This window comes from Thermomonospora catenispora (assembly GCF_006363815.1).
Lineage (GTDB): Bacteria > Actinomycetota > Actinomycetes > Streptosporangiales > Streptosporangiaceae > Thermomonospora > Thermomonospora catenispora.
In genome coordinates this window covers 69,519-90,942 of the sequence record NZ_RRYT01000020.1, presented here as the reverse complement: position 1 = coordinate 90,942, position 21,424 = coordinate 69,519, and the positions used below count along the sequence as shown (strand labels likewise).

The window sequence follows — 21,424 nt, the reverse complement described above, 5'->3', positions numbered from 1 at the left end:
GGGAAGGAGAGGCAGATGCCCGGCCGCCAGGAGCTCCCGTCCACGGTGCGGCGCTCCTCGGAGAAGGCCAAGCGGACCTGGACCAAGGCCCACGACTCGGCCGTCGAGGAGTACGGCGAGGGCGAACGCGCGCACCGCACCGCGTTCGGTGCGCTCAAGCACATGTTCGAAAAGATCGGCGACCGCTGGCTGCCCAAGGGTGGCAAGAAGGCGGGCGAGGTCACCGGCCCCTCCGACGAACGGGCCGCCGCCTCCCGTTCGCGTTCCCGCACCGTGCCCAGCGCCGAAGGCGTCGACGCCAACGCCAGCAAACAGCACCTGTACCGGGTCGCCAAGCGCCTGGACATCCCGGGGCGCTCCCGGATGTCCAAGGACGAGCTGGTGAAGGCGATCAAGAAGGAGAACCGCCGGCGCACCGCCAAGGCGCGCAGGTCCTGACCGACCTGCGGCTATCCGGCGGAGGTCGGGCCGCGCAGCTCCCCGACCAGATCCGACATCCGGTGCGCCACCGCCGACGGATCGGTCAGCGTGGGGTACAGGTGCTCCTGCACGGTGTTCGACAACCAGTCGTAGTCCGGGGTGACCGGCCGGGTCCGGGCGCGTTCCACGGTCCGGCGAATCTGCGGCAGATGCGGATAGGCCCGCACCAGGGTCGGATCCTCGTACAGGGCCCGCCGCGCGGGGGCGAACCCCGCCCCGGTGAACAGCGCCCGCTCGCTGGACTCGCTGGTCAGGTAGCGGATGAAGGCCCGGGCGGTGTCCCGGTTGCGCGAGCAGCGCGACAACGCCAGGTTCCACCCGCCGAGCGCCGACGGCCACGGCAGCGGCGCCACGCCGAACTTGCCCAGCACCGGTGAGCCCTGGGCGCCCAGCAGCCGGTACGCGTACGTCCAGTTCCGCATGAACAGGGCGCGGCCGTCCTGGAAAGCGGTCCGTGCCCCCTCCTCGTTGTAGTCGACCGAATCCGCGAGGATCCACCCCTCGCGCAGCCCTTGGGGGATCCGCTGGAAGCCGCGGACGGCCTCGGCCGGGTTCGCCACCGCCTCGCCCTTGTCGTTCACCACGTTCCCCCCGGCGGCCCAGATCGCCTCCAGGGCGTTGACGGTGAAGCCCTCGTACCGGTCGAGCTGGGTGACGTATCCGGCCAGCCCGTGCCGGGGCGCCACCGTCATCGCCTGGCGGCGCAGCTCCTCCCAGCTCTGCGGGGGGCGCATCCCCTCGGCGTCGAGGACGTCCTTGCGGTAGTACAGCAGTCCCACGTCGGCGCGCAGCGGGATGCCGTACTGCCGCCCCCGGTACCGGCCGGTCTCCAGCGTGGTCGGCAGGAACTCCTTCCCATCGAACTCGTCCGGGTCCAACGGCTCGATGTACCCCCAGTGGGCGAACTCGGCGGTCCGCACCACGTCCAGGGCGATCACGTCGATGCAGCCGTTCGCGGCGGACGGGGCGGCCACCGCGTCCTGGGCGCGGGCGGCCAGCTGGGCGCGGTGGTCGTCGGTGGACTCCGGAAGCTCCACCATCCGCACGTACTGGCCGGGATGATCGGCGTTCCACCGGTTGACCAGCGCCTTGATCTGTGCACCCTGGCTGGTGTCCCGGCCGTCGGCGAACACGATCGTCCCGCGGCGCCCGCCGTCCGCCGGGGCGCAGCCGGCCGCCGCCAGCGCCACCGCCATGATCGCGCACAGCAGGGCGCGCACGCCCGCCGCCGTGGATCCGCTCGAGGACGTCATGAGTGCGGGACACCCCACAACCCCGCCGCGATGCCGTCCAGCGCGCGGCGCATCCCGGCCATCCCGTCGACCTCGTAGCACTCGCCGCCGCTGTCGCGGGCCACCTCGTCCAGGCCCGACGCGCAACCGTCCGCGCGGAACGCGATCACGAACAACCGCACCGGGTCTCCGGCGGCCAGCCGGTCGGCCAGCGCGGCGGTGCTGGGGCCGTCCGGGTCGGTGCCGTCGGCGATCGCGATGACCGCGTCCGTGGTGTCCGGTCCATCGTCGTCGTCGCGCAGCCGGTCCACGGCGGCGCCGATCGCATCGTGCAGCGACGGGGCGGCGTCCACGGCGCGCAGCCCGCGCAGCGCGCGCTCCATGTTCCTGCGATGCCCGGTGGTCGGCCGTCCCAGCGGCAGCAGCAACCGGTGGTCGCGGCTCCCGGACAGATCGGCGGCGAAACCCATGAGCCCGATCTCATCGCGGGCGCCGACCAGCCGCAACGACAGCCACACCGCGTCCACCGCCGCCGCCAGGCGGGTGCCCTTGTGGTAGGGGAACGGCTCGGACATCGTGCGGGACTGGTCGATCGCCAGCAGCACGCGGGCCGAACGGCGCACCCGGTCCCAGGTCTCCAGCAGAGCCCGGTCGTCGAACAGGCCGTACTGCTCGCGCACCGGCGGCCGGGAGGGCACCGGCGAGTCCCGGTCGGGGCCGGCGCCGGTCGGGTCGCGGTACCCGGCCTGCCGCAACCGCTGCCGCGCCTGATCGCTCAGCAGGTACCGGTAGAACTCCTCGATGGCCACGCTGCGCGCCGGGCTGCGCGGCGGCTCCGTCCGGTCGATCACCACGAACGGGTGGTCCAGCAGCGGGGCCCCGTCCTCGGCGTACAGCGGCACCAGCTCCGGGGCGGTCGACGACGGTCCGCACCGCCCGCCCAGCGGCTCCCCGCCGCGATAGTCCAGAGCGATCTTCTCGGAGACCAGGAACGTGGTGCGGCGCAGCTCGCTGTCGGGCGGGGCGTTCCGCAGCGCGCACAGCAGCCGCACCGGGTCCTCGTCGCCGTGGGTCATGATGTGCTCGACGGCGTGCAGCCGCTGCGGCACGCCCGCCGCGCCCATCGTCTCGGCGGTCAGCGCCCCCACGTTCAGCGTCGCGCGGTACAGGGCGACCGTGGCGGCCAGCCCCACACTGGAGGAGCGGGGCGAGGGGCGGGCGAAGGACACCCCGTCGGGGAGCCGCCGCGGCCAGTCCAGCATGTCCTCCCAGCGGTAGGCGCCGGCCTCCAGCCCCAGCCTCTCGACCAGCCGCCGGGGCGCCGCCGCCACCACGACCGACTGGGCGATGGAGCCGAGGGAGTGCACCGAGACCCCCGGGGCCCGGCCGTCCTCCAGCAGCCGCCGCAGCCGGGAGACCTCCAGACCGGAGTCGGGCAGCCATACGTCGGCTTCGGCGGACACCTCGCCCTGGTCCCCGTCCAGCCAGCCCTGCGCGAGGGAGTCGTCCACCGCGCCGGCGAACGGCACCGCCGCCACCCGCACGTGCGCGGTCGGGCAGCCGTCGGCGTCCCGGGAGACCCGCTCGAAATCCCGGGACACCGTCCGGATCACGCTCTCCTTCTCCGCCGAGACCAGCACCCGGATCTCGGCGGGCGGGCGCGGGCATCCGCCGAGCCGGGCGTCGCCCCCGGCAGTGAGGGACAGGACGAGTAGCAGCACGACGCCCAGGGCGCCGGCGGACCGGGTGAACGGCCCGACGGGCGGTGTCCACGGCCGCGGGATCGACCGGTCGCGGGAGGAGTCGTCATCGCGATTCAGCGGCTCGGGCAGCCTGATCCAGGCGTTGCCGGACTGATCGCTCTTGAAGTCGAACGTCACCCGGCGATAGTCGCGGTGCTGGTGGTTGTGGCTCTTCCGGGCGACGTTCTCGAATATCCAGTCCGACACGATCAACGCCAGCGGCGCGGAGGAGGCGGCCAGTTCCTCCTTCAGCTCCTGGGCGTCGACCATCCGGCGGGTGGTGATGATGGCGTTGCCGCTGTACCCCTGGCCGTCCCTGGTGACGTCGCCGAAGTGGATCGCCGCGCGCAATCGGATCCGCGCCTCGGGCCGATGGCGGGCGTTGTGCTCGCGAAGTTCCCTGGCCAGGTGCCCGGGCAGCGGCCAGACCAGGCGCTCGCGGTGCTCCTGGGGGAGCAGCATGAGGCAGCCGTCGCCGCGGTCCTCGTAGTGGCAGGCGTCCCAGTTCAGACCGGAGTCGGCGAACGCCTTCCGCAGCGCCCGTTCCAGCCCCCGGCGGATCTTCTCCTGGTCGTCGGCGGTGCGTTCAGGCGAACCGAACCCCTGGACGTCAACGATGAAGATCGTTTGATCCATCAGGCTCCTGGTCCGCGACCGTGCCGCCCTCACCGGTGGTCAACGGGCGGCACATCCCCGAGCGAGCATAGGGCGATCATCATGCCGCCCGTGTCCCGCAGATCATAATCTGCCGATTTTCGTGATTGCATTGAAATGCGGTCGTATCACCCAGGCCTTTTCCGGTCGTCCTTCACCGGCCGGTCACTCCGGTAGTCGGCGCCGGTCAAGGCGCAGATCCGCATCGGCTCGCCGTTCGGGCCGGTGGTTTCCCCGACCGGCACCAGACCGAGCTTGGCGGTGACCCTGGCGGAGCCGATGTTGGCGGCATGGAATCGGGCCACCACGGCCGCCGCCTCCAACCGGTCGAACGCCTCGGCGAGCATCGCGGAGGCCGCCTCGGTGGCGATCCCGCGGCCCCACGCGTCCGGCGCCACCCACCAGCCGATCTCCAACGCGGGCTCGGGGATCCCGGCGACCGGCGAGGCGGGACGGATCAGCGACACCAGCCCGAGGAACGACCGGTCCCGCCGGTCGTGGACGGCGCGCCAGCCGAATCCGTGGTCGGCCCAGTGCCGCAGCGCCTGCACATGCCGGCGGGCGGCGTAGCCGGGGCTCCACACGCCGGTGCTGATGTAGCGCATCACCCGGCTGTCGGTGGCCAGCCGGAGCAGGTGAGGGGCGTGCCGCTCCTGCCACGGCTCCAGCAGCAGGCGGCGGGTGGTCAGTGTCAGCACGCGGCGAGCGTACCGCCGCGCGGAGGAGTTGACCTTGAGCGCGCTTGAGGTCGCAGGTTGGTTCCCGATTCCGATCAGGGAGAGGTGGGACGAATGCGCGCGGTGTGGATGCGAGAGACCGGCGGCCCGGAGGTGCTGGTGCCCGGCGAGGCGCCCGACCCGGTGGCGGGACCGGGGCAGGCGCTGATCGAGACGGCGTTCGTGAACATCACGTTCGTGGAGACCCAGATCCGTGCCGGGAAGGGGCCGTTCGGGCCGGTGGAGACGCCGCTGATCCCCGGCAACGGCGTGGGCGGCGTGGTCGTCGCGGTGGGGGACGGCGTCGACCCCGACCTGGTCGGCGCGCGGGTCGTCACGAGCACGGGGGGCTCCGGCGCCTACGCGCAGCGGGTCGCCGTGGACTCCGTCGGGGTCTTCCCGGTGCCCGACGGGCTGGCGCTGGATGAGGCGGTGGCGCTGCTGGCCGACGGGCGCACCGCGACCATGCTGGTGCGGCACGCCGCGATCAAGCCCGGCGAGCGGGTGCTCGTCGAGGCCGCCGCCGGCGGGGTCGGCACCCTGCTGGTGCAGCTCGCCCGGGCCGAGGGGGCGCACGTCGTGGCCGCGGCGGGGGGTCCGCGCAAGACCGCCCTGGCCCGTGAGCTGGGCGCCGAGACGGCAGTGGACTACCGGGAGCCGGACTGGACGCGGCGGGCGGGTGAGGTGGACGTCGTCTTCGACGGGGTCGGCGGCGACATCGCGCGGGCCGCGTTCGGCCTGCTCGCCCGCGGCGGCCGGATGATCAGCTACGGCCTGGCCAGCGGCGGCTGGGCCCCTGTGGAGGAGGACGAGGCCGCCGAACGCGGTGTCACGCTCCTGCGGCCCGAGCCCGATCCGCGGGAGCTGCGCTCCTACACCGAGCACGCGCTGAAGGAGGCGGCGGCGGGCCGGCTGCGCCCGGTGATCGGGCAGCGCTTCCCGCTGGAACGCGCCGCCGACGCGCACGCCGCGATCGAGTCCCGCGCCACCGTCGGCAAGACCCTGCTGGTGGTCTGAACGCCGCGGTCAGCGCTCGGGGATCAGCACGGCGGCTCCGTTGACCCGGTCGGCCGCCAGATCGGACAGCGCCCTGTCGGCGTCGGACAGGCCGTAGGAGACGGTGGCCGCTTTGATCGGCAGCCGCCCGGCCAGCCGCAGGAACTCCTGCCCGTCGGCGCGCGTGTTGGCGGTCACCGACCGGACCTGCCGTTCCTGGAACAGGTGCCGCTGGTAGTTCAGCGTCGGGACGTCGGACAGATGGATCCCGGCGATGGCGAGGGTGCCGCCCCGGTCCAGTCGCTCCAGCGCGGCGGGCACCAGCTCGCCGGCGGGGGCGAACACGATCGCCGAGTCCAGCGGGGCGGGGGAGCGGTCGAAGGAGTCGCCCGCCCAGGCCGCTCCCAGCTCCAGCGCCAGCCTTCGGGCCGCCGGGGAGCGCGTGAACACGTGCACCGCCGCGCCCTCGGCCAGCGCGATCTGCGCGGTCAGATGGGCGGACCCGCCGAACCCCCAGATGCCCAGCCGGCCGCCCGGCGGCAGCTCGGCGCGGCGCAGCGCGCGGTAGCCGATGATCCCGGCGCACAACAGCGGCGCCAGCTCCACGTCGGTGCGTCCGGCGGGCAGGTCGTAGACGTAGGCGTCGGGCGCGATCGCGTACTCGGCGTAGCCGCCGTGCGCGTCCCATCCGGTGTACTTCGCCTGCGGGCACAGGTTCTCCGCGCCGCGCCGGCAGTACGGGCACGACCCGCAGGTGTACCGCAGCCACGCGACCCCCACCCGGTCGCCGGGGGAGTGCAGGCATCCCGGGCCGGCCGCCACCACCTCGCCGACGATCTCATGGCCCGGTGTCACGCCCGGCAGGCGCACCGGGAGATCGCCTTCGGCCACGTGCAGGTCGGTCCGGCACACCCCGCAGGCCCGCACCCGCAGCAGCAGCTCGCCCGCACCCGGTTCGGAGGGCTCCCGTTCCACCGGCTGCAACGGCCCCGTGGCCATCGGTCCCGGAGACGTCACGCTCCACGCTCGCATGACACCACCGTAACGATGCGTCACCGCATCGACGGCTGTCGGCCCGCGTCGCGCCCCTTGTTCGATTCCGGCGCGCGTCGGCGTCGACCGCGCGGGAGCGCATCGAGCACGCATATCGCCGGAACCCGAGGGAGCGCGGCGACCCGAGGGAGCACGGCGCAGGACGTCGTTTCCCCGGCCCGGGGATCGCGTCCGACGATCGTCCGTTCCTGTCGAGGGCGTCGGAAACGGCCGTGACGTGGGTCCGGGACAGGGACCCGCATGTCGCGGGATCTTTACCGAAAAGTGAAAGGGTGAAGGAAATCCCTTTTCGGGAAGGGGTGTTCCCTCGCCGCGTCGGCGACGGATCCTGCGAGACCCGGAATGGGTGCAACGAACGGGAGGAAAATCGGATGATCGCCGTATGTCCGGCGAAGTAGCGTACGTCGGCATGGACGACGATCTCGCCAAGGCCCACGAGCTGGCCCAAGCCGGTGACGTCCCCGGGCTCATGCGGCATCTGCGCCTCACCGCCGAGCGGCTGCCCGTCGGGGACGTCGCCCCGCTCGTCGGCCGGGCCGCCGAGCTGATGGGCTTCACCGATCTGGTCCGGGCCGCGTCCGCCGTGGCGGCCGATCCCCGCGACCCGCGGGCGCTGTTCGACTACGGCTACGCCTGCGTCGAGCACGGCGCCTTCGCCGTGGCCGCCGTGGCGCTCCGGGAGGCGCTGGCCCTGGCTCCCGGCGAGATGGGCATCGTCCGTGAACTGGTGACCGCTTTGGAGAGCGGCCACCGCCACGGCGAGGCCGTCACCGTCCTCACCGAGCACGAGGCGCTGCTCGCCCCCTGGCCGGATCGCTACCTGCTGGCCTACAACGCCCTCCTGGCGGGGGACATCGACCGCGCCGCGCAGGAGGCGTCCGCCCTCCCCGTCCCCGACGACGAGCGCTGGTCTCCCGCGCGGGACCGTCTCGCCCGGATGATCGACCGCGCCCGGGCGGCGCGTTCGGCCGGTCCCATGGACTCTCGGGACCTGCGCGGCTGGCAGTTCGCCATGACCGGCGGCATCGTGCTGACGCTGTCGCCGTTCGGGTTCGGCAGCATGATCGGGCGCTACGCCTACACCACCGACTCCTTCGGCCAGTGCCACCGCGCGCTGTTGCGGCTGCGCATGGTCCTGGAGGCCGCGGGCCGCATCCCCCGGACGGTCTCGCTCCTGCCCGATCAGGGCAGCCGTGCCCTGGGGCTGGCCGCCGCCCGGTTCCTCGCCCTCCCCGCCGAGGAGTTCGACCCCTCCCGCACCGACACCCTCGTGGTCGCCTACGACCTCGGCGACGCCTCCGAGGAGCTGCTGTCGGCCCTCTACCGGCGCACCTCCGGCCAGATCCTCTTCGAACACGCCACCTGCTGGACCGACCCGTCGGGCGTCAGCGCCGACATCAGCACGTTCCTCCACCAGGTGGCCATCGCCCCCTGGGACGAGAAGACGCTCTTTCGGCCGGGCGGTGAGAGCGAGACGGTTCCTCCGGACACCCGGCCCCCTGAAGAGCTGGCCGCCGACATCCTCGCCGCCGACCCCGCCCCCGTCCCCGGCGACGGCGAGGCCCCGCCTGATCCCGACGAAGCCCTCACGGCCTTCGTCGCGAGGGTCGCTCACCTGTGGCCGGCCCAGGGGCCCCGGCGCAGCGTCGACTCTCCCGGACCGGTCCCCAGCGCCCGCTTCGCCTGACGGACCCGGCGTCCGCGGGATCGGCCGGGCGGCGCCGCAGAGGGCCTCCCTCCGGCCTCCTTCTCAGGAGGACACCCGGCGTCGCGAGCCCTTTCGGTCCCGGCCGGTCGACTCCAGCCGGCGCCGCAATCGCTCACCGGCCAGCGCGACCGCCCGCTCCATGGCCGGCGCGGCGGCCTGCGCGTCCGCACAGCGCCCGGCCAGCTCCACCCGCATCCGCACCAGCGCCGGGCTCGGCCCCACCGGATCGGTCCGCCGGTCCAACGTCACGTGCACCGACAGCACCCGGTCGGGAACGCGGGCCAGCACCCGTCTGACCGTCTCCTCGGCCCGGTCCACATCCTGCGGCGTCACCCGCTTGGACGTCGTGAACCGCATCCCCGGCGGCACCGGGACGGCTCGGGGCATGGCGACTCCCCCTGGATCTCCGCGGCGGGGCGGGGCCGCTCCGGGACCGGCCGCCCACGACTCGACGCCTCGGGAACACGGGACCGACCCCGCCCCGCCGCTGCGGAAACGCTGCTCGACTCAGGGCTCCTACCCCGAGGAGGACCCGGCCACCCTTCCCCGGCGATGAGGCGTTCCGCCGCATCCTCCGGACCGGACCGCGAACCCCACCGGAACCCGGCTGGAGCCGGGCCCGCATCCCGCCGAGACCGCCCGCCCGCAGCCCCGGCCCGAGCGGAGCCGGCCCATCGCCGGTGCGTCCGCCCCGGACGCCCCCGCCCACCGGTCTGGCCCCGCGGCCTCGGGCGCGCACGCCCGTCCGCCTCGACCGGAGCGGCCCGTCGGGCCCGGCGCCGCCGGTCGGCGGCGGTCCGGTGAGGTTCACGGTCCGCGCGGCCGACGACCGCCGGAAGCCCGGAAGAACCGAAGGGAAGGACCGGAAAACCGAAAGGGACGAAAGCGGGTGACGAGCGCGACATGAGTACGGGCCGGTGCGGAACGACGCCTTTCAGACGTCGGACGCACCGGCCCGCCGAACGCGTGGGCGATACTGGGATTGAACCAGTGACCTCTTCCGTGTCAGGGAAGCGCTCTCCCACTGAGCTAATCGCCCATGTCAGGTAGAGGTGGAGACGGGATTTGAACCCGTGTACACGGCTTTGCAGGCCGTTGCCTCGCCTCTCGGCCACTCCACCGAGTGAGGCCGCGCTGCGGGGCCCCAGAGCGGACGACGGGATTCGAACCCGCGACCCTCACCTTGGCAAGGTGATGCTCTACCAACTGAGCCACGTCCGCTTGCCGCTTCCGAGTCGTGCTCGGCGCTGCACTGGTAACTGTAGCGGAATCCGCGGGCGGATGCGCACCTGGCGTGTCCGCGCCCGCGAAGATCGGGTTTACCCGGGTCTGGCGGCGGTAAAACACGCCCATGACGAGTGAAGGTCCGCGGCTGCGGACGGCATCTCCCCCCGAGACCCCGGCCGAACGCGCCGACCGCAACTTCATGGAGCTGCTCCAGGGGTTCCGGGTCGCCGTCACCGGGGTCCAGGTGCTGTTCGCGTTCCTGCTGACCGTTCCCTTCGCCCCGGGGTTCGCCAAGGTCGATGCGGCCGACCGCGGTTTGTTCTACGTGGCGCTGGTGAGCGCCGCGGTCGCCTCCATGCTCTACATAGCCCCGGCCGCGCAGCACCGGGTGCTGTTCCGCAGGGGCATGAAGGAGAAGCTGGTCCACCGGGCCAACCTCTACGGGATGATCGGGACGTCGGCGCTGGCGGTGTCGATGATGGCCGCGACGCTGCTGGTGCTGGACTACCTGTTCGACGGGGTGCTGCCGGTCCTCACCGCGGCGGCGCTGGCCGCGCTGGCGCTGTGGCTGTGGTTTCTGGACCCCTTGCTGCGCAGGAGCCGCGGCGGTGGCGCCCGCCGGATCGACGAGGGGCCTCCGGGGGCCGGCGCGGCCGGATGAGGCCGTTCGAGGAGACGTGCGGAACGGCCGGAGGCCGTGGGCGTGGACGGGACCGGGGCGCAAGGCCGCGGATCACGGGCAGGGAAGGCGGACGACTCCGTGCGATCGGGAAGGGAACGCTGATGCAGACGTTCCTGCCGTATCCGGATTTCGCGGCCACCGCACGGGTGCTGGACGCCCGGCGCCTGGGCAAGCAGCGGGTGGAGACCGTCCAGGTGCTGCGCGGGCTCACCGTTCCCGGCTATGGCTGGCGGCGGCATCCGGCCGTGCGGATGTGGGCCGGTTATGAGGAGGCCCTGACCCGTTACGGCCTGGAGATCTGCCGTGAATGGTGCTCCGCCGGTCGCGCCGACACCTGCGCCGCGACCCTCCTCGCCGACCTCGCCCGGGGCACCGGCGTCCGCCGCGTCCGCACCCAGGAGGATCTGGAGCGGGCGGGCGAGCTGCCGCCCTGGCTGGGCGACCCCTCCTTCCACCGCAGCCACCAGTCGTCCCTGCTGCGCAAGGACCCCGCCCACTACGGGCCGCTGTTCCCCGGCGTCCCCGACGACCTGCCGTACGTGTGGCCCGCCTCAGACCGCCCCGCCCGCCTTCCGGACGTTCTGTGACCGGCCCTCGGCGCCGGGGATCAGCCCTCGACGTCGGTCGCGCCGTGCGGGGCGCCGACCGGTTTGGACTCCGGCGACCCCCGCTGCCGCAGGTAGATCGACAGCACGACCATCGACGCCACGGCCAGGAACTCCGACTGCCAGTTCTGGAACGTGCGGTTCCACATGTCCGGGGACGCCAGGTACTCGCCCCAGGAGAGGTCGTCCTCGTAGCGGGCGAGCCTGTCGGAGTTGTGGGCCGCCCATCCCGCCACCGACTGGGCCGTCCACGACAGCACGAAGAACGCCCCCATCACCAGGCCCAGCGACCGGGAGAACACCAGGCCGCGCAGCCCGCCGGCGCGGGCCCACTCCGGAGAGTCCGCGGCGGCGTGCCGCCCGACCCGCTGCTCCTCGTCGCTCTCGGCGCCGGCCCTGCGCGGCTCCTTGGACTCCGGCGACCCGCGTTGCACCAGCCACACCGTCAGGAAGATCAGCAGGAAGAACTGCAGGTACTCCGACTGCCAGTTCTCGGCCACGTCCACCGCGTAGGACGCGGAGGTGACGTACTCGCCCAGCGAGATCGCGTCGGCGCCCTCGGCGCGCTGTCGTTCGTTGCGGTCGGCCAATCCGGCCAGCGCCTGCCCGACCAGCGCCCCGGCCATCAGCAGCAGGAAGCACAGCGTCAAGGAGTTGCGGCGCAGGAAGCCCATGCTCTCTCCGCTCAGCGGTGCAGCAGCCCGATCGTGATGAAGCAGGCGTTGCCGAGCACCACCACCGCGATGATGAGGAAGAAGATCGCCCGCATCTCACGCCTCCACATCACAGTCGTACGGACGGCCGGGACGCGGCCGGCATCCTGCGGCGGCGACCTTCCAGCCCAGCCCGGACAGCCTCACCAGGAACACCGTGTCCTCGCCGGCCCGCAGCCGCGCCCGGTCGCCCCAGACGCGGACGTCATGGATCGGCCCGCCGCGCAGCCCCAACGTGAGGATCCGCTCCGGGCACCGCGATCCGCCGGTCTCCACGCTGGAGACGGCCTTGGGCGACAGGGCCGCGCACGCCGCCCGGCCGTCGCCCCGCTGCACCGCGGCGAACAGGGCGGTGGCGGCCTCCGCCGCCCCGGCGTCCCGGACGGAGCATGCAGCGGCCACGGCGGCCACGGTCAACAGCGCCGAGACCGCGTGACCGCGGGCGGTGTCCGGCATGACTGCTCCGTTCCCGGGAGAATCCTCGGATATCGCCCCGGCGCCGTGGCGGGCCGTCGGCCGGCGCCGAACCGCCCCGGACCGGGGCGGTGGAGCCCGTCGCCCGGCCGAGGGCATGCGACGGAGTCCGCCCCCTCGGCCGTCATGTGAGGGGCACCAGCCGATCCGATCGGATGCGCATGCCCCCCACAACGTCCTCCGAAGCCCCGCACGGCCCCCGGAGCGGTGCGCTCTCATGGACCTCCCGGTCTCATGGGCGGGGCGTTCGCCCGCCGGGGGCCTGGCGGCGATCCAGGGAGCGCGGCCTCGGCCCGGGAGCGCGGCGGCCGGTCATCTCGAGGCCCCAGGCCACGGTCGTCGCCCCGGGAGGGCCCGGGCATGGGCGTGGTGGAGTGCGCCGCCCGGGCCCTGGCCCGTGCGCGGCGGGATCAAGGCGGCCGCGCCTGCGCGGGCTCGCGGAGGGCTCCACGGAGAACGGCCCGACGGGACGGGATTTTCATCACTTTTGTCCTTCTTGCAGGTGCTTGTAGGTGCTCGTCGCCGTGGACGGGAAAGGAACGGTCGAACGACCAGCGACGTGGAGTGGTGCGCATGATCCCAGGACGGCGACCGGACCGCGGGCCGTCCGGAAGGCGAGAGCCCTCGTGAGCGCTCCCGCGCCCGCCACCGGACGAGGACACCCCCGTCCCCGGCTGGCGGTGTCCAGCTGCCTGCTGGGCGCACCGGTCCGCTACAACGGCGGCCACAGCCGCGACCGGTTCCTCACCGATCAGCTGTCCCGCCACGTCGACTGGGTCCCGGTCTGCCCGGAGATGGAGATCGGTCTGGGCGCCCCCCGGCCCACCCTGCGCCTGCTCACCGACGGCAGGCTCGTCACCAAGGACGGCTCGGCCGACCACACCGCCGCCATGACCCGGCTGGCCGAGGAGCGGATCCCCCTGCTGGAAGGGCTGGACGGGTATGTGCTCAAGTCGCGTTCTCCCAGCTGCGGGCTGCGGAACCTGCCCCGGTACGCGCCCGGGAGTCCCGACGGGCACGACGACGGGCGGCCGGCGGACCGCCGGGGCCGCGGCCTGTTCGCCGACCTGATCTGTGACGCGCTCCCGGAGCTGCCCGCCGAGGAGGACGGCAGGCTGCGCGACCCGCGGCTGCGCGAGCACTTCATCGAGCGCGTGTTCGCCCAGGCCAGACTCCGGGAGCTCTTCAGCGGCGGCTGGCGCCCCCGGGACCTGGTGGAATTCCACGGCAGGCACAAGATGCAGCTGCTGGCGCACGCACCGGTCGGCTACCGCGAGACGGGCCGGATCGTCGCCCAGGCCGGGGCCCGGGATCCCGCCGAACTGGAGGCCGACTACCGTCGCGCGTTCACCGCCGCGCTGGCCGTGCGCGCCGACCGCGGCCGTCACGTCAACGCGCTCCAGCATGTCCTGGGGTTCGTCAGCGGCCGCCTCGACGCCGTTCGCCGCCGCGACATCCTCGCCGCGATCGAGGCGTACCACTGCGGCCGGGCGCCGCTGAGCGTCCCGATCGCCCTGTTGCGCCACCACGCCGAAGGCGAAGGGCTCGGCTATCTGTCCCGGCAGACCTATCTGGACCCCTTCCCGGCCGACCTCTTCGCGCATCGCCCCTAGGCCGCGCCCCGGGCGGGCGGAAGTCCGCGGCGTTCGAGGCGTCGAGGGCGCCGGCCGTCTGCGAGGCCCCCGGGTGCGGGGCCGCTCCGCGGCCCGCCCCCGTCTCCCCGGGGACCTCGCCGCGCCCGGCCCGCCGTGCCGACGTCCGTCCCCCTTCGGAGCGCCGCGCGAGCGGGCCGGGCGGGCCGGGCTCAGAAGGCCGGGGCGCCCAGATGACCGGCGTTCTCCAGAGCGGCCAGGTCCTCCTCGTCCAAGGCGATGCGGCCGGCGGCCACGTTCTCCTCCAGGTGCGCGAGCGAGCTCGTGCCGGGGATCGGCAGCATGCGGTCGTAGCGGGCCAGCAGCCACGCCAGGGCGATCTGGGAGGCCGAGGCGTCGTGCTTGGCCGCCACCGACGCGATCACCGGGTCGCTCGCGAGGGCCTGCGGACCGCCGGTGAACGCCGAGCCGAGCGGGTAGTAGGGGACGTAGGCGATGCCGTGCTCGCGGCACAGCTCCAGCACCGGCTCGTCCTCACGGTTGCCGATGCCGTAGGGGTTCTGCACCGCGGCGATCGGGGTGATCGCCAGCGCCGCCCGGAGGTCGTCGACCGAGGCCGTGGACAGGCCGATGAGGCCGACCTTGCCCTCCTTCCGCAGCTCGGTCAGGGCGCCCAGCTGATCGGCCAGCGGCACGGGGGCCGGCCCGCCGCCCCCGACCCCCAGCCGCAGGTACACCAGGTCGATCCGGTCGCGCCGCAGGGTGCGCAGATCCTGCTCGAGGGTCGCCCGGAGCTGCTCCGGGCGGGAGGCGCGGACCCAACCGCCCGTCTCGTCGCGGGCGCCGCCGACCTTCGTGGCGATGAGGAGGCCGGTCGGGTAAGGGTGCAGCACCTCGGCGATGAGCTCGTTGACGACGTCGGGGCCGTAGACCTGCGCCGTGTCGATGTGATCGACGCCGAGTTCGACGGCGCGGCGCAGGACGGCGCGGGCCGCGTCCGGATCCTTGGGCGGCCCGAACACCCCCGGGCCGGCGAGCTGCATCGCGCCGAACCCGATGCGTCGTACGGCCTTGTCACCGAGGGAAACGGTCTGCTCGATCGCTGTCATGGCTCGAGCATCGGGCCCGCTCACCCCCACGGCCAGAGGCGGCGTGATCCTGGGACGCACAGACCCACCCTTCCGGCGCGCCTCGCGCCTACCGTGGAACCATGACCAAGAACGGCGAGCTGCAGGAGTTCTTGCGCACCCGGCGTGCGCGGGTGCGGCCCGAGGACGTGGGCATCCGGACCGCCGGCCGGCGCCGCGTCCCGGGGCTGCGGCGCGAGGAGGTCGCGATGCTGGCCGGGGTGAGCCTGGACTACTACACGCGCCTGGAGCAGGGACGCCGGAACCTGNCTGGCCGGGGTGAGCCTGGACTACTACACGCGCCTGGAGCAGGGACGCCGGAACCTGCAGCCGTCCGACCAGGTGCTCGACGCGATCGCCCGCGCCCTGCGGCTGGCCGAGGTCGAACGGCGGTACCTGCACAACCTCGTCCGCTCTGCGGCCGCCGCCTCCGAGCCCGCCGAGCCGCGGCTCGCGCCCCTGGACGCGGCCACCCGGCTGATGCTCGACGACCTCGGCATCCCCGCGATCGTGGTCGATGTGCGCGGCGACGTCCACGCGGCGAACCCCCTGGGACGCGCCCTGCTGCCCGGCCTGGAGCCGGGGGCGAGTCATGCGCGCTGGGTGTTCCTGGACCCCGCGGCGCGCGAGCTGCTGGTCGACTGGGAGATGCACGCGCGCGTGACCGTCGGCGTCCTGCGCGAGGCCGCCGGCCGCTACCCGCGCGACGGGCGGCTGCACACGCTGATCGGCGAGCTGTCCGTCGCCAGCCCTGAGTTCCGCACCTGGTGGGCCGAGCATGAGGTCGACACCCGGTGCCGGGGGCCCAAGCGGTTCCGCCACCCCGTCGTCGGCGAGCTCACCCTGCACGTCGAAGCGCTGCAGCTCCAGGACGGGGAGCGCTGGATCTACGCCTACTCGGCCGAACCCGGCTCCCCTTCCGCGGAGGCGCTGTGCCTCCTCGGCGTGTGGGCCGCGACCGAGGACGCGGCTTTGAAGCGGCGCCCCGCCCAGCCGACGGCCGCGCCGTGACGACGAGCGGTCCGGCGGAGAGGCGACGCGGCTCCGGCGGCCTCCGGGCCGTCCCGATGCGCTCGTGGGCGTCGACGGCGATCCCCTCGGCGCGGGAGCCCTCCCCCGTGCCGTCCAGTTCGATCGGCCTGTCCGGGCAATCCACCAGATACGACACCGGATACGGCACGAGTGCGAAGGAGCACATCATGGCCGAGACTGAGTTCGTCATCGAGCCCGGCAGGCAGGACATCGTCATCAAGCGGGTCTTCGACGCGCCGCCGGACGCGGTGTTCGAGGCGTTCACCGACGCGGAGACCGTCGCCCGCTGGATGGGGCCGCGCGGCTACACGCTGTCCATCGATCGCTGGGACGCCCGGACCGGCGGCTCCTACCGGTACGAGACGTCCGGCCCGGACGGCAGCGACGGATTCCACGGCAGCTTCCACGAGGTCACCGCGCCGCGTCGGATCGTGCAGACCTTCGAGTGGGAGGGACTGCCCGGTCACGTCACGCTGGAGACCGCCGAGTTCCAGCGGCTGGGGGACGGCCGGACCCGGTACGTGGGCACCTCGGTGTTCCAGTCCGTGGAGGACCGCGACGGGATGGCCGCCTCGGGCATGCGACAGGGCGTGAACGAGGGCTTCGAAAAGCTCGACGAGATCCTCGCCTCCCGGTGAGCGGCCGGGCGGACACGGCGGGACGCGTGCGCCCCGCCGTGCCGGCGTCGGCGGACGATCACGGATTGGAATAGTAATACCAGTATTACTATCTACCAGTTCGTGGAGAGGACATCCGTGATCGAGCTGAAGACGCCCGGGGAGATCGACGCCATGCGAGCGGCGGGCCGGGTGGTGGCCGCCGTTCACGCCCGGATCCGCCGGGCCGCCGCGCCCGGCGTGTCGTTGCGCGAGCTGGACGAGCTGGCCCGCACGATCATCGCCGAGGCGGGCGCCGGCTCGTCGTTCCTCGGCTACCACCCTCCGTTCGGCGCCACTCCGTTCCCCGGCGTCATCTGCACCTCCGTCAACGGCGTCCTCATGCACGGCCTGCCCACCGATTACCGGCTGCGCGAGGGGGACCTGCTCAGCGTCGACTGCGGCGCCCACATCGACGGCTGGCACGCCGACGCCGCGGTCAGCTTCACCGTCGGCGCCGCGCGCCCGGAGGACCTGGCGCTGATCGAGACCGCCGAGCGGATGCTCGCCGCCGGCATCGCCGCCGCGGTCCCCGGGGCCACCCTCGGAGACGTCGGGCACGCCATGTCCCGGGTGGGCCGCTCGGCGGGCTACGGCATCCAGAACGACTTCGCCGGCCACGGCATCGGCCGTGCCATGCACGAAGATCCGTTCGTGCCCAGCGAGGGCCGCCCCGGCCGCGGTCTCCGGCTGCGTCCCGGCCTGGTCATCGCCATCGAACCCAGCCTGATGGCCGGTGGCCGCGACGAGTACCGGATCGCCTCCGACGGCTGGTCGGTCTGCTCCGCGGACGGCGGCAACGCCGCCCACGTCGAGCACACCGTCGCCGTCACCGACGACGGCCCTCAGATCCTCACCCTTCTCTGACGCCCCGCGGCGCGAGGGGTCGTCACGGGCGCCGGACCCGGGGCGGGGATGCGCCCGGGACGCGTCGTCATCGGACACCCCTGAGGAGACCCCGCCTTCGGGCGGGGGAGGAGGCCTACTGAAAGGGCGCGCTCCAGGGAGCGGAACGGCAGCGCTCGTAGATAGCCCGCAGCCACGGCTCGCGGACCGCGGGCAGCCGCGCCAGGGTCTGAAGGAACACCTTCCCATCGGGGCGGAACGTCCGGTCCGGCGGCATCGTCGCCCCTTCCATGAAGTCGCCGGCCGCCTCCCCGTCTGTCGCTCTGGGGGCCGGGCGCCGCTCCCGCGGGAAGGCCAGCGGGAACCACACCCCGGCGGCCAGCGGCACGATCGTCCCGGCGGCGCGGGCCCACGGCTCGCCGGTCTGCGGGTGCCGGGGGACCATGACGATGTCCGCGTGCGCATCGGGCAGCCCCGGCCCGGCCGGCGCGAGGGTCTTGGCCGGCGATCCCGCCGGGACCGGCTCCCGGACGGCCCGCCCGAGCGTCAGGGAGAACAGGCGGCCCCGGGGGAGCGCCACCCCCGCCCCGCCCGACGCCGCCAGCAGATGCGCCAGCGCGACCGCCGCCGAGGCCGCCCACCGCGGGCTCCACCGGCCGGACTCCTCCACCGGCGGGATCCACGGCGGATCCTCCAGGAGCTCCGCCCAGCCCGCCACCGGCCGCTCGGCGCCGTCGTCGACCCGCCGTACGGCCTGCGGCTCCAACCAGACCGCCTGCCAGAGCCCGCAGTCGTCGATCCGCGTGGCCACCGCCAGGCCGCATCGTCCGCACATCATGTTCGGCCCGTTCATGCCCGCCAGGCCGCAGCAGTGGCCGTCGTCCCACTCCGGGACCGGCACGGTGCCGCGGACATCGCCGGGCGCGAGCACGATCCTTCCCCGCGGTCCGTCCGACACGACGTCCCGCCGCGCATGCCATCCGCGCGCCGCCGCCCCCGCCTTTCCGACCTCCTCCCAGGCCAGCCACGGCGGCCCGCCCGGATGGGGGTCCACCGCGTACGTCCCCGGCTCCATCGCCGCGGGCAGCAGGCCGTACCCGTACTGCTGATGGACGTGATCGGGCAGCTCCACCCGGGAGACCGGGACCGTCAGCACGGCCGAACAGCCCGCGCACGCGAAAACCGCCATCGGCTCCCTCCGCGGACATGATCTCAGCCGGATCCCCCTTGTGCCCGTGCATCGAGAGCCGTCCGGCCCGCGGGCGCACCGCCCGGCGGCTTCAGCCGCCGTCCGGACGCGCCGTGCGGGCGGGGCGGGCGCTTCGGGGGAGGTCGCGGGCCGCGGCCCCGGCCGGAGCCTCCGCGAGGCGCGCGGCCAGCTCGGGCGCGCCGGCCCCGGACAGCACGACCGGGGCGTGCCCCCAGGCGCACAGCCGGGACGCGGCGATGGTGGAACGGCGACCCGACGCGCACGCCACCAGCACCGGCCGGGCGGGATCCAGCCCTTTCGGCGGCCCCTTGGCGAACAGCTCGGGCAGGAACCTGCGGAAGGACCCCGGGACGACGCCCTCCTCGTACTCGGAGGGCATCCGAACGTCCAGCACCTGGACGTCGGGCCGCCGCGCCATCCGCACCGCCGCGTCCAGATCGGCCACCCGGAACGAGACGGTCTCGACCCCGCTCAGATCCGTCACCACCCCGGCCACCGCGTCCAGTCCGACCCGCGCCAGCTGGGTGACGGCCTCGGTCACGTCCTGTCCCCGCTCGGCGACCAGCACCAGCGGCGTCCTGGGCGACAGCAGCCAGCCCGCCCAGGAGCCGAAGTCCTCGCCCAGCTCGATCCCCACCGCGCCCGGCAGGAACCCGGCCGCCATCGCCTCCCGCGGCCGCATGTCCACCACCTGCACGTCCGCCGGCAGGCGTGCGGCGGACAGCACCGGCACGTCCGGCGAGGGCATCGGCGGCCCTCCGCGCACGTTCAGCGGGCCCATGCGCCGATAGAACGCCGGGATCGGCCGGGGATGCGCCAGCAGCCGCCGGGCGAACTCCTCCGGCGACCGCACGGCCAGCAGCGGGTTGCCGTCCGCCTCCGCGCCGATCGTGGAGGTCGCCGCCCCCGGCTCGGCCGTCGTGCACAACGAGCCGCCCCCGTGCGTGGGCAGCACCAGCACCTCGCGCGGCAGGCCCGCCAGCCGGTGCAGCGACCGGTGCTGCAGCCGGGCCAGGCTGGCGGCGCGCTCCTCGCCCAGCAGGTCGGTGCGTCCGGCCGAGCCCACCAGCAGGCTCCCGCCGGAGAACAGCGCCACCGGGACCCCGTCGATCAGCACCAGGTAGCTGGTGTGCTCCGGGGTGTGGCCGGGAGTGTGGATCGGCCGCAGCACCAGCCCCGCCTCGCCCTTGATGTCCTCCATGTGGAAGGCCGGGATGTGCGGGTAGGCGGGCGCGGCCGCGGCCGGCATCACCAGCTCCGCGCCCGTCCGGCGGGCCGCCTGCCAGGCCCCGGAGACATAGTCGTTGTGCAGGTGGGTGTCGGCGACGAACCGCAGTGTCACGTTCCGCTCGGCCGCCGCGTCCAGGAACCGGTCGATGTCGCGTTGCGGGTCCACCAGCACCCCGATCCCCTCGTGCACCAGCAGATAACTGGTGTCCCCGAGTCCGGGGGTCCGGAACGGCACCACGTCCATGGTCGCCTCCTTCACCGGCGATGGGCCGGGACGAGGGACACCCTTCCCCTTCTGCGGGAAGTCACCTCCGCGCCGGCGCCCGGCCCGGCGGACCGGTCCGCGGGCGGCCTCCACCCCCACCGGTCCGCGCCCGCCGGCGGGCCGCTCGAGGGGGGCCGCCGGCCCCTCCGGGCGCTGGGCGGCGGCCGACCGCAGAGCCGCGCAGATCCGGGGGAGCGCGGTGCCGATGGGCTCGCGGACGACCTCGGCGACCGGCTCGTCGCAGGGGGTGGGATCGCGGTTGACGATCACCAGCGTCGCCCCGTGCTCCACGGCGAGGGCGCACAGGCCAGCGGCGGGCTCCACCGTCAGCGACGTGCCGACCGCCGGGAACAGCCGGCTGCGGGCGGCGACGTTCCGCGCCGGCGACGACGTCTCCGGGTCGAGGAACTGGCCGAACATCACCACGGACGGCTGGAGGACGCCGCCGCACCCCGGGCAGGGCGGGTCGCCGACGCCGGCCGCGACCCGCTCCAGCGCGCGGGCCGTCGGCTCGGTCGCGCCGCAGCTCAGGCAGTGCGTCGTCGCCAGCGTGCCGTGCAGCTCCACCGCCTTGCGCGGCGACGACCCCGCCTTCTGGTGCAGCCCGTCGACGTTCTGGGTGAGGATCCGCACCGCCACGCCCGACGCCTTCGGCTTCGCCGGCGCCCGATGCGCGGCGTTCGGCCGCACGTCGGCCCGGTACGGCTCGCCGATGTGCCGCCAATGGCGGCGTCTGACCTCGGGGTCGGCGACGAAGCGCTCATGGGGGAAGATCTCGGCCGGCTCCGGATCCCGGGTCCATATCCCCGACGGCCCCGGTAGTCCGGGACGCCGGAGTCGGTGGAGATCCCCGCCCCGGTCAGCACGACCATCCGAGAGACCCGCGCACCCGCTCGGGCGGATTCTCGTGCGCCTTCTCATGCATGTCGGCCGCGTTGGCCGCCGCGCAGATGAGCGGCGATCGGATTTGATCCCGATGCGCCGGGAAATTCCGTTGACCCCGGGCGAGGGGGAACGTACCGTGATGGTGACGCCGGAAAGGTCGGAGGTGATGACGTGAACAGGCGCTTCGCCGCTCGCATGCGGCCGGCGCCGCGGTGCGGCATCGCTCCGGACGACGCCTTCGAATAGCCCTTTCCCGCTGTTCGAAGGCCGTTCCGGAGGACATTCGGAGCGGCTTTTCT

The 21,424-nt window shown here is 73.9% G+C and carries 19 protein-coding genes and 3 tRNA genes; 9 read left to right on the top strand and 13 right to left on the bottom strand.

What is annotated here, in order from left to right; genetic code table 11:
• The first annotated feature begins 15 nt into the window (after positions 1-15).
• Positions 16-438 carry a ChaB family protein gene (locus EIO00_RS16545; RefSeq protein WP_140179943.1) on the top strand — a complete coding sequence of 141 codons (423 nt, stop codon included), beginning with the start codon at positions 16-18 and terminating at the stop codon, positions 436-438.
• An 11-nt stretch (positions 439-449) separates the two neighbouring features.
• Here the strand turns inward: EIO00_RS16545 and EIO00_RS16540 are convergent, their stop codons facing one another.
• From EIO00_RS16540 to EIO00_RS16530, 3 genes are all read right to left on the bottom strand, one after another.
• Complete coding sequence (locus EIO00_RS16540) at positions 450-1,733, bottom strand: ABC transporter substrate-binding protein (RefSeq protein WP_140179941.1); 1,284 nt, start codon at positions 1,731-1,733, stop codon at positions 450-452.
• Positions 1,730-4,090: a vWA domain-containing protein gene (locus EIO00_RS16535; RefSeq protein WP_140179939.1), complete on the bottom strand. Its 2,361-nt coding sequence runs from the start codon at positions 4,088-4,090 to the stop codon at positions 1,730-1,732. The genes EIO00_RS16540 and EIO00_RS16535 overlap by 4 nt, the downstream gene beginning before the upstream one ends.
• Positions 4,091-4,236: 146 nt before the next feature.
• The gene (locus tag EIO00_RS16530) at positions 4,237-4,806 is read right to left on the bottom strand and encodes a GNAT family N-acetyltransferase (RefSeq protein WP_161602741.1); all 570 of its coding nucleotides are present in this window, start codon (positions 4,804-4,806) and stop codon (positions 4,237-4,239) included.
• A gap of 93 nt (positions 4,807-4,899) precedes the next feature.
• On the opposite strand from EIO00_RS16530, the gene EIO00_RS16525 reads away from it, so the two are divergent.
• Complete coding sequence (locus EIO00_RS16525) at positions 4,900-5,841, top strand: zinc-binding dehydrogenase (RefSeq protein ID WP_140179937.1); 942 nt, start codon at positions 4,900-4,902, stop codon at positions 5,839-5,841.
• A 9-nt stretch (positions 5,842-5,850) separates the two neighbouring features.
• Here EIO00_RS16525 and EIO00_RS16520 read toward each other — a convergent pair whose 3' ends face one another.
• Entirely contained in the window at positions 5,851-6,852 is a 1,002-nt protein-coding gene (locus tag EIO00_RS16520) for a zinc-dependent alcohol dehydrogenase family protein (protein WP_140179935.1), read from the bottom strand.
• A gap of 430 nt (positions 6,853-7,282) precedes the next feature.
• Between EIO00_RS16520 and EIO00_RS16515 the strand changes: the two genes are divergently transcribed.
• Complete coding sequence (locus EIO00_RS16515; RefSeq protein WP_241661397.1) at positions 7,283-8,560, top strand: tetratricopeptide repeat protein; 1,278 nt, start codon at positions 7,283-7,285, stop codon at positions 8,558-8,560.
• 63 nt (positions 8,561-8,623) lie between these two features.
• Here the strand turns inward: EIO00_RS16515 and EIO00_RS16510 are convergent, their stop codons facing one another.
• The 4 genes from EIO00_RS16510 to EIO00_RS16495 all read right to left on the bottom strand — a co-directional run bounded on the left by EIO00_RS16510 (position 8,624) and on the right by EIO00_RS16495 (position 9,802).
• The gene (locus tag EIO00_RS16510; RefSeq protein ID WP_140179931.1) at positions 8,624-8,968 is read right to left on the bottom strand and encodes a hypothetical protein; all 345 of its coding nucleotides are present in this window, start codon (positions 8,966-8,968) and stop codon (positions 8,624-8,626) included.
• A gap of 580 nt (positions 8,969-9,548) precedes the next feature.
• Positions 9,549-9,620, bottom strand: a tRNA-Val gene (locus tag EIO00_RS16505).
• Positions 9,621-9,631: 11 nt separating this feature from the next.
• Positions 9,632-9,702, bottom strand: a tRNA-Cys gene (locus tag EIO00_RS16500).
• Between the two features lie 27 nt (positions 9,703-9,729).
• A tRNA-Gly gene (locus EIO00_RS16495) sits at positions 9,730-9,802 on the bottom strand.
• Between the two features lie 130 nt (positions 9,803-9,932).
• Between EIO00_RS16495 and EIO00_RS16490 the strand changes: the two genes are divergently transcribed.
• On the top strand, positions 9,933-10,469 hold the full coding sequence (locus EIO00_RS16490) for a DUF6328 family protein (RefSeq protein WP_140179930.1): 537 nt from the start codon (positions 9,933-9,935) through the stop codon (positions 10,467-10,469).
• 122 nt (positions 10,470-10,591) lie between these two features.
• A complete protein-coding gene (locus EIO00_RS16485) occupies positions 10,592-11,077 on the top strand; it encodes an MSMEG_6728 family protein (RefSeq protein WP_140179928.1) in 486 nt (161 codons plus the stop codon).
• 20 nt (positions 11,078-11,097) lie between these two features.
• Here the strand turns inward: EIO00_RS16485 and EIO00_RS16480 are convergent, their stop codons facing one another.
• Together EIO00_RS16480 and EIO00_RS16475 are read right to left on the bottom strand one after the other, a co-directional pair.
• Positions 11,098-11,769 (bottom strand): DUF6766 family protein, encoded by a 672-nt coding sequence (locus tag EIO00_RS16480; RefSeq protein ID WP_140179926.1) that lies wholly within the window; start codon positions 11,767-11,769, stop codon positions 11,098-11,100.
• A 96-nt stretch (positions 11,770-11,865) separates the two neighbouring features.
• Positions 11,866-12,264, bottom strand: coding sequence for a hypothetical protein (locus EIO00_RS16475; protein ID WP_140179924.1), 399 nt, complete (start codon positions 12,262-12,264; stop codon positions 11,866-11,868).
• Between the two features lie 644 nt (positions 12,265-12,908).
• Between EIO00_RS16475 and EIO00_RS16470 the strand changes: the two genes are divergently transcribed.
• Positions 12,909-13,895, top strand: a complete 987-nt coding sequence (locus EIO00_RS16470; protein WP_241661396.1) for a YbgA family protein — start codon at positions 12,909-12,911, stop codon at positions 13,893-13,895.
• Between the two features lie 191 nt (positions 13,896-14,086).
• Here EIO00_RS16470 and EIO00_RS16465 read toward each other — a convergent pair whose 3' ends face one another.
• Complete coding sequence (locus tag EIO00_RS16465; RefSeq protein WP_140179922.1) at positions 14,087-14,983, bottom strand: aldo/keto reductase; 897 nt, start codon at positions 14,981-14,983, stop codon at positions 14,087-14,089.
• Between the two features lie 297 nt (positions 14,984-15,280).
• Between EIO00_RS16465 and EIO00_RS16460 the strand changes: the two genes are divergently transcribed.
• The 3 genes from EIO00_RS16460 to map all read left to right on the top strand — a co-directional run bounded on the left by EIO00_RS16460 (position 15,281) and on the right by map (position 17,556).
• Complete coding sequence (locus EIO00_RS16460; protein ID WP_241661395.1) at positions 15,281-16,012, top strand: helix-turn-helix transcriptional regulator; 732 nt, start codon at positions 15,281-15,283, stop codon at positions 16,010-16,012.
• A gap of 188 nt (positions 16,013-16,200) precedes the next feature.
• On the top strand, positions 16,201-16,671 hold the full coding sequence (locus tag EIO00_RS16455; RefSeq protein WP_140179919.1) for an SRPBCC family protein: 471 nt from the start codon (positions 16,201-16,203) through the stop codon (positions 16,669-16,671).
• A 117-nt stretch (positions 16,672-16,788) separates the two neighbouring features.
• Entirely contained in the window at positions 16,789-17,556 is a 768-nt protein-coding gene (map, locus tag EIO00_RS16450; RefSeq protein ID WP_140179917.1) for a type I methionyl aminopeptidase, read from the top strand.
• Positions 17,557-17,671: 115 nt separating this feature from the next.
• Here the strand turns inward: map and EIO00_RS16445 are convergent, their stop codons facing one another.
• Together EIO00_RS16445 and EIO00_RS25285 are read right to left on the bottom strand one after the other, a co-directional pair.
• On the bottom strand, positions 17,672-18,724 hold the full coding sequence (locus EIO00_RS16445) for a hypothetical protein (RefSeq protein ID WP_140179915.1): 1,053 nt from the start codon (positions 18,722-18,724) through the stop codon (positions 17,672-17,674).
• Positions 18,725-18,815: 91 nt separating this feature from the next.
• Positions 18,816-21,161, bottom strand: a complete 2,346-nt coding sequence (locus EIO00_RS25285) for a Sir2 family NAD-dependent protein deacetylase (protein WP_161602740.1) — start codon at positions 21,159-21,161, stop codon at positions 18,816-18,818.
• Positions 21,162-21,424: the final 263 nt, after the last annotated feature.

What these genes read in the sequence shown, in the direction of transcription:
- EIO00_RS16545 (WP_140179943.1), top strand. Translation starts at nt 16, where the DNA reads ATGCCCGGCCGCCAGGAGCTCCCGTCCACGGTGCGGCGCTCCTCGGAG.
- EIO00_RS16540 (WP_140179941.1), bottom strand. Translation starts at nt 1,733, where the DNA reads ATGACGTCCTCGAGCGGATCCACGGCGGCGGGCGTGCGCGCCCTGCTG.
- EIO00_RS16535 (WP_140179939.1), bottom strand. Translation starts at nt 4,090, where the DNA reads ATGGATCAAACGATCTTCATCGTTGACGTCCAGGGGTTCGGTTCGCCT.
- EIO00_RS16525 (WP_140179937.1), top strand. Translation starts at nt 4,900, where the DNA reads ATGCGCGCGGTGTGGATGCGAGAGACCGGCGGCCCGGAGGTGCTGGTG.
- EIO00_RS16520 (WP_140179935.1), bottom strand. Translation starts at nt 6,852, where the DNA reads ATGCGAGCGTGGAGCGTGACGTCTCCGGGACCGATGGCCACGGGGCCG.
- EIO00_RS16515 (WP_241661397.1), top strand. Translation starts at nt 7,283, where the DNA reads ATGGACGACGATCTCGCCAAGGCCCACGAGCTGGCCCAAGCCGGTGAC.
- EIO00_RS16510 (WP_140179931.1), bottom strand. Translation starts at nt 8,968, where the DNA reads ATGCCCCGAGCCGTCCCGGTGCCGCCGGGGATGCGGTTCACGACGTCC.
- EIO00_RS16490 (WP_140179930.1), top strand. Translation starts at nt 9,933, where the DNA reads ATGACGAGTGAAGGTCCGCGGCTGCGGACGGCATCTCCCCCCGAGACC.
- EIO00_RS16485 (WP_140179928.1), top strand. Translation starts at nt 10,592, where the DNA reads ATGCAGACGTTCCTGCCGTATCCGGATTTCGCGGCCACCGCACGGGTG.
- EIO00_RS16480 (WP_140179926.1), bottom strand. Translation starts at nt 11,769, where the DNA reads ATGGGCTTCCTGCGCCGCAACTCCTTGACGCTGTGCTTCCTGCTGCTG.
- EIO00_RS16475 (WP_140179924.1), bottom strand. Translation starts at nt 12,264, where the DNA reads ATGCCGGACACCGCCCGCGGTCACGCGGTCTCGGCGCTGTTGACCGTG.
- EIO00_RS16465 (WP_140179922.1), bottom strand. Translation starts at nt 14,983, where the DNA reads ATGACAGCGATCGAGCAGACCGTTTCCCTCGGTGACAAGGCCGTACGA.
- EIO00_RS16455 (WP_140179919.1), top strand. Translation starts at nt 16,201, where the DNA reads ATGGCCGAGACTGAGTTCGTCATCGAGCCCGGCAGGCAGGACATCGTC.
- EIO00_RS16445 (WP_140179915.1), bottom strand. Translation starts at nt 18,724, where the DNA reads ATGGCGGTTTTCGCGTGCGCGGGCTGTTCGGCCGTGCTGACGGTCCCG.
- EIO00_RS25285 (WP_161602740.1), bottom strand. Translation starts at nt 21,161, where the DNA reads ATGAGAAGGCGCACGAGAATCCGCCCGAGCGGGTGCGCGGGTCTCTCG.